This window comes from Noviherbaspirillum album, assembly GCF_035916955.1.
Lineage (GTDB): Bacteria > Pseudomonadota > Gammaproteobacteria > Burkholderiales > Burkholderiaceae_D > Noviherbaspirillum > Noviherbaspirillum album.
In genome coordinates, this window is record NZ_JAWIIV010000087.1 from 1 (window position 1) to 5,653 (window position 5,653).

Here is a 5,653-nt window from a genome sequence, read left to right on the forward strand (position 1 = left end):
ATGGCCGCATCAAGGTGCAGTTCCCCTGGGACCGCTATGGCCGGCATGACGAGCGCAGCTCGTGCTGGATCCGTGTGTCGCAGCCGTGGGCCGGCGCCGGGTGGGGCACGGTGGCGATCCCGCGCATCGGCCAGGAAGTGATCATCGATTACCTCGAAGGCGATCCGGACCGTCCGATCTGCACCGGACGGCTGTACAACAGCGCGCAGCCGTTGCCGTATTCAATGCCGGGTGCTGCACACGTGATGGGCTTCAAAAGCCGCTCGACGCCGGGCGGGGGTGGGTACTGCGAGATGGTGATCCATGACAAGAAGGGTCAGGAGCTGATCAACATCCATTCGCAGAAGGACATGGTCACTACCGTGCAGCACACGCAGGCCACNCTCGACGCCGGGCGGGGGTGGGTACTGCGAGATGGTGATCCATGACAAGAAGGGTCAGGAGCTGATCAACATCCATTCGCAGAAGGACATGGTCACTACCGTGCAGCACACGCAGGCCACGGTGGTGAACGGGCCGCACCAGACCAATACGGTGACGAACGGCTTCCAGGTGACGAAGGTGAAGAAGCGAGTTGAGTTGGAGTCGCAGACGGAGTTCATCTCGCTGAAGGCGGCGACGGAGATCGTGCTGGAGGTGGGAGCGAGCCGGATACGGATGGAGGCGAATGGGAAGATCACGATACAGGGGCTGCATGTGGATGTGATCGGGACGAATCGGATTGATTTGAATACAAATGGAGGCGCGCATTCCACAACTTCGGCCAGTCTGCCTAATAAGCATGCATCGAATAATGAAAAAAAAGAGCCTACAGGAAGTGCTGTAGCAACAAAGCATAACGGCTCGTCAGGTACTTTATCCATTGCTGCACAAACTAAAACTGGTATTAAATCAACGTCGACGCAAGTCACAGATGCTGGAAAAAAGTTAGTAACGCCAAAAGCAATTTCGGAACAGGAGTATGTCGCAGCAGCTAAAAAGTTAAACGTCGAGGTTGCAGCAGTTAAAGCTGTGGCGGAAGTTGAGTCTAAAGGCCGTCCATTCTTGGACGATGGAAGGCCTGTCATTCTTTTCGAGAGGCATAGATTCCATGCTAATACACGTGGTGTCTATGATGAGATCGCTCCCCATATCTCGAATGCTAACTTCGGAGGTTATGGAAAGCCAGGTGCTAATCAGTACGAACGCTTAAACGAGGCGATTAAACTAGATCGAACTGCAGCATTGAAATCAGCGTCTTGGGGGCAGTTTCAGATTATGGGGGAAAACTATAAACAGGCAGGATTCTCGAGTGTAGAAGATTTTGTGACCGCTTCAAGTGAGAATGCAGGTCGACAGTTAGAGGGTTTTGTCAACTTTATTAAAAATGACAAGCGCTTACTGAATGCATTGAATGAAAAAGACTGGAAGACGTTCGCCAAGATATATAACGGGCCTGCATACAAAAGAAATGCATACGATAAAAAAATGGAAGAAGCATATGAAAAATACAGTCAGTAAAGCAGTTTTAGCGATATTTTTGTTGGCGACTGCAGTTTTTTCGTATGCGGCGAAACCTCTGATACCTCTATCGAAGCAGCCTTTAGCTTCAACAAAAATAGATCTTGCTCTTGAAAAGATAATTCAGGAATCACCAAATGGTGTCAGCGTAAAGATATTTAAAGAAAGAAGTTTTTATCTACAACGTTTTGACACAGAAGTAATAGCTGGCGAGATTTTTGGCGGCACCGTGGGTCACCCAAATGATTGTTTTGTTTACATAAAGTCGAAGCGCAAAGAAGAAAAAATTTTCAAGATGTCGCAGAAATCAGATCAGCTCTGGCATTGCGCTGGCGAGCCTGTTTTTGAGGCCAAAAGTATTAGGGAAAGGGATGACCTGTTGATACTGGGTATGTATCTATTTCAAGCTCCATCAGGTGATTCATTTTATCTTCCTCAAGTCATACAAGTTACTAAAGATGGTAAAGCACATACTGGCGATATTGACCATTGTGTCGATAATAAAACTGACGAAGAGGCTGTCAGTTCTATGAACGAACTTTCCAAAATTGCAGCTAAATGTATTTTTGAACTTGGTAAGTTAGAAAAGACGACTACCAAGTAATAGGAATGACGCAAGCCTCATCATGACGGAGAATTTTTAAACTGCTGAAGAAGCAGTTGTCGAGCAATCCATGTTCGATGCAGGCTCTTCTTCAACACTGGCTTCTCTTGTCGCAGGTAATTGCAAGTATTTCACACATCTCATCGTAAAACGCCTGTAGGCCTATGCAATACCAAACTAACGAAGCAACATTTACGCTTCCGGAAGGACTGCGTGACAAGACGGTTCATATGTTTGTCCTTAATGATGACGGACCGAATGATTTCAGCATTGTGATATCCCGCTCGCATGTTCCTGATACGGAAACGTTGGACGAATATGTGCAACGCTTGAAAGAGGAATTGTCCACGGCGCTGCCGAAATTCCAGGTTCTGGATTCGGCCGAATGCCAGTATGACGGCTACCCTGCGATGGAGCTCAGATATCGTTGGTCAAACAATGGCTTGCCCATGTTTCAACATCAGGCCGTCGCATTGATCAAGTCAAGCGAAGATCAGCATCACATGGTGTTCATGGTCACGGCGACCTGTCCAAAGCTCTTCAGCGAAAAATGGGACGAAGCATTCGCCGGCGTTCTAAGTAGTATTCGCATACGTGATACCCATAAGCTTTCCCATGTGAACGCCGCAGACGAACCGCTTGCCGTATCGCCTGAAGAGGAAGCGCAGCCGGACGACATTCCTGCCAATACTCCGCATGTCTTTGCACTCGCAATCCGTGACCGCGTGCTGCATGTGCACGAAAATGAAGAGCAGGCATGTCGGCGTGTCAATGCGCTTGAGGTGGAAGACGGCATGTGGGCCTTCTTCAATAGCATGGGCATGCCGCTGCAGGCAGAGTTCACCGAGCCGAACACCGGAAAGATCTGGCGTAGCGAAGGAAAGTACCGCCTGCGCAGCCGGTCACTGCCAACCACGATGTCACTTCGCGCCTGTATCCACCAGATCGCCAAGGTGGTCGGAAGCCCGCCGTTCGACAGCGTGACCGCAATCCAGCTGCATCTTGACCGACAGGCCGGCGCGTTGTCAGCTGGCGTCGATAGGCCGTAGACATGCGTAGGGCGGCGAGATTAGGCGACCCCATCGGTCACAGCCCAAGCATGAGCTGGCTGCTTCGCGGCTTGCTGATCGGGGCGGCTATTGCAGTTGCAGGCGTGGCAATCGCCGGAACGGGCGGGCTGGCTGCGGCTGCCATCATTGGTGCGTCGGCTGCTGCAGGCGCAGGCTTAGGCGAACTGTTCAGCACCATGAGCTGGGCGCCGAAGGAAATTTGCGGGCTCATCTTTGGGCAATGCTCGTCCAATGTCTTTACCAATGGAATCCGGGCGGCACGCACGAATGCCGATGTCGCTCATTGCTCCAAGCATTCGACGCCACATCTACTTATCGCGACTGGAAGTGCCACCGTCTTTATCAACGGATTGCCGGCCGCGCGCGTCGATGACTCGACTGCCTGCGGTGCCGTCATTGCAGGCGGGTCGAATAATGTTTTCATTGGCGGTGGTGTGGCACAGACTGACCCGGTTCAGCCGGAAAGCCTGGTGCCCGGATGGGTGCATGCCGCCCTGTTCGCGGTCGGCTTGGGCGCTGCGATCGTACTGGGTGGGCCTATAGTCGCTGCAACAGGCACATTCGGCGGCCTGCTTGGTGGAGAAGTGATGGGCCGCGCTGGGGAGCGGGTGTTTGGGGCTGGCAGCGACGGACAGAAATGGTCGATGCTGGCAGGGTCGCTTGCTGGCGGCTTCGTAGGTGTTAAAGGAGTACCAAAGGGCCTTGATATTCGTATGCGACCGGGCGCTCTGGGAATGAGCGGTGGAAACAGCTCTTTCGAGTTTTCTACAAGGTCATTAAGAACAACTGCAATGTTGGAGAAATACGTCGGTGAACATAATCTTGGTCATCCCCTTTGGACGGCGTTGAAAGGTAGAGGCGCAAAAGTCCGTTATCTGGCGGATGGAGAGCTTCCGAAATACGAACTAAAGATATTGGAGGGTAAACTATACGACGCGTCAGGTTCGCTTTTCGACACTACGAATAGTGTCTCTGCGCATTCTGGACTTGGCCGAGCGATATACATAATTGATGAGCATGGCAAGATATATGCTTCGAATTTTCACGAAGCGGGAAAGTTTCATCATTCAAGCTTGAGCCGAGGAAAGCCCGTTGCAGCAGCAGGTGAACTTGAGGTGGTTGACGGTGAATTAATAGGTATTTCTGATCGTAGCGGTCACTATGTGCCAGCAAGGATGTATTCAGACCAAGCATTAAAAATATTCGCCGAAAAGGGAATTGACATGCGCTATGTGTTTATAGATTTCATACAACCACCTCTTCCTTCTACACCCTCATTCTAGTGACCAAGCCATGGACCTTCCTAACAATTTATACGGTGCATTCTTAAGAATGACATATGCAACGCAGTTTTGTAGCCCAATGTCTGCAGGAGTGCAACGGACAATGGAGTCAATCATCTGGCCACTCTTGTTTAAATTTCAACCTGAGCAATACCTAGAAGAAATTACGGACATGTTAGAGGGCGACTACATCCTGAACACCCAAGACTTTACTGAAAAAAGAACAAATGAAGAAATAAGGTCTTATCTGAAAGAGCTTTCAGTTCGCATTGAGGACGAATTTCCCTCGGTTGCGCGAAGTGGGCACAAGGTGAGAATGGCGGGACTATGGCAATGTTTGAATTGCGATGATGAACGCGTAATAAGGTGTGAAGTTGGTGATCTTCTTCCAACTGATCAAACACGGACACGCGTATGGAAACTGCAACCGGTAAAAACCCCGCAATCTGGCATGGATGTCTTAACGTTAGAGCTTTGCTCGTTCTACACTAAGAAAAGTATGCGGAATTCTTTCTCTGTATCGGATCCAGAGGAATATGCGATTGAAACCGCAAGTCGGCTAGTCTCTTCTCTCACAAAAGCACGGTGCAAGGAGGTAATTGATCTTCTTCACCATTTACAAAATAATCCAAACGATCCCCATTTTCGTATTTTGGATGAAAAATCTGGGATTCATTGGCCAGGTAGCAGGGAGAGCTGGAATTTTTTTGAACAGTGGTGTTCGCTTGTTGCATCGCAGTTGGATGAGTCGATAGGATAAACGGTCGCACTTGAAAAGACTACATTTGATGTTGCGAAACATGTATTAGTGTAGGTCGACTGCCCACTGATTGATCCGAAGCTGAGGAGAAGCCTTACACTCTGCATCGAAATGCTTCCAGAAAATACACGAAATCAGTCAATTTAAAAAATCAGATGAAAAGAATAGCTCTGACTGTTATTTTATATTCTACGTTGCTTAATTCCCATGCTGAACTGGCAGCTGCAGAAGGTTTTTCTTATCGCAAACAGCTCAACTGCAAGTGATCATGCTCGATCCTGAGAAACGCGTCGCCGCCGCAAATGTAATGACCCAGCAGAATCTGCTCAGATCAAGCTGCTAAAGCAAATGCCTCGGCGAGCCTGTCAGAATTTCTGTGTAAAGCGGGGTCATGAAATAATACCGAAAGGGATGTTCCATGACCGATGCAATGACT

Annotated in this window: 6 protein-coding genes; all 6 read left to right on the forward strand. The window is 49.5% G+C overall.

The genetic code is table 11. The features are described from left to right. The first annotated feature begins 14 nt into the window (after positions 1-14). The 6 genes from tssI to RY831_RS32600 all read left to right on the forward strand — a co-directional run bounded on the left by tssI (position 15) and on the right by RY831_RS32600 (position 5,217). Positions 15-428, forward strand: a complete 414-nt coding sequence (gene tssI, locus RY831_RS32575) for a type VI secretion system tip protein TssI/VgrG (protein WP_437126350.1) — start codon at positions 15-17, stop codon at positions 426-428. Next, positions 415-1,500: an N-acetylmuramidase domain-containing protein gene (locus RY831_RS32580; protein ID WP_326510442.1), complete on the forward strand. Its 1,086-nt coding sequence runs from the start codon at positions 415-417 to the stop codon at positions 1,498-1,500. Before tssI ends, RY831_RS32580 begins: the two co-directional genes overlap by 14 nt. Continuing rightward, positions 1,481-2,104: a hypothetical protein gene (locus RY831_RS32585; RefSeq protein WP_326510443.1), complete on the forward strand. Its 624-nt coding sequence runs from the start codon at positions 1,481-1,483 to the stop codon at positions 2,102-2,104. The genes RY831_RS32580 and RY831_RS32585 overlap by 20 nt, the downstream gene beginning before the upstream one ends. 164 nt (positions 2,105-2,268) lie before the next feature. Continuing rightward, on the forward strand, positions 2,269-3,153 hold the full coding sequence (locus RY831_RS32590) for a DcrB-related protein (RefSeq protein ID WP_326510444.1): 885 nt from the start codon (positions 2,269-2,271) through the stop codon (positions 3,151-3,153). 2 nt (positions 3,154-3,155) lie between these two features. Continuing rightward, positions 3,156-4,457: a PAAR domain-containing protein gene (locus RY831_RS32595; RefSeq protein WP_496196653.1), complete on the forward strand. Its 1,302-nt coding sequence runs from the start codon at positions 3,156-3,158 to the stop codon at positions 4,455-4,457. Positions 4,458-4,560: 103 nt separating this feature from the next. Beyond that, on the forward strand, positions 4,561-5,217 hold the full coding sequence (locus RY831_RS32600) for a hypothetical protein (RefSeq protein ID WP_326510446.1): 657 nt from the start codon (positions 4,561-4,563) through the stop codon (positions 5,215-5,217). Positions 5,218-5,653 lie beyond the last annotated feature (436 nt).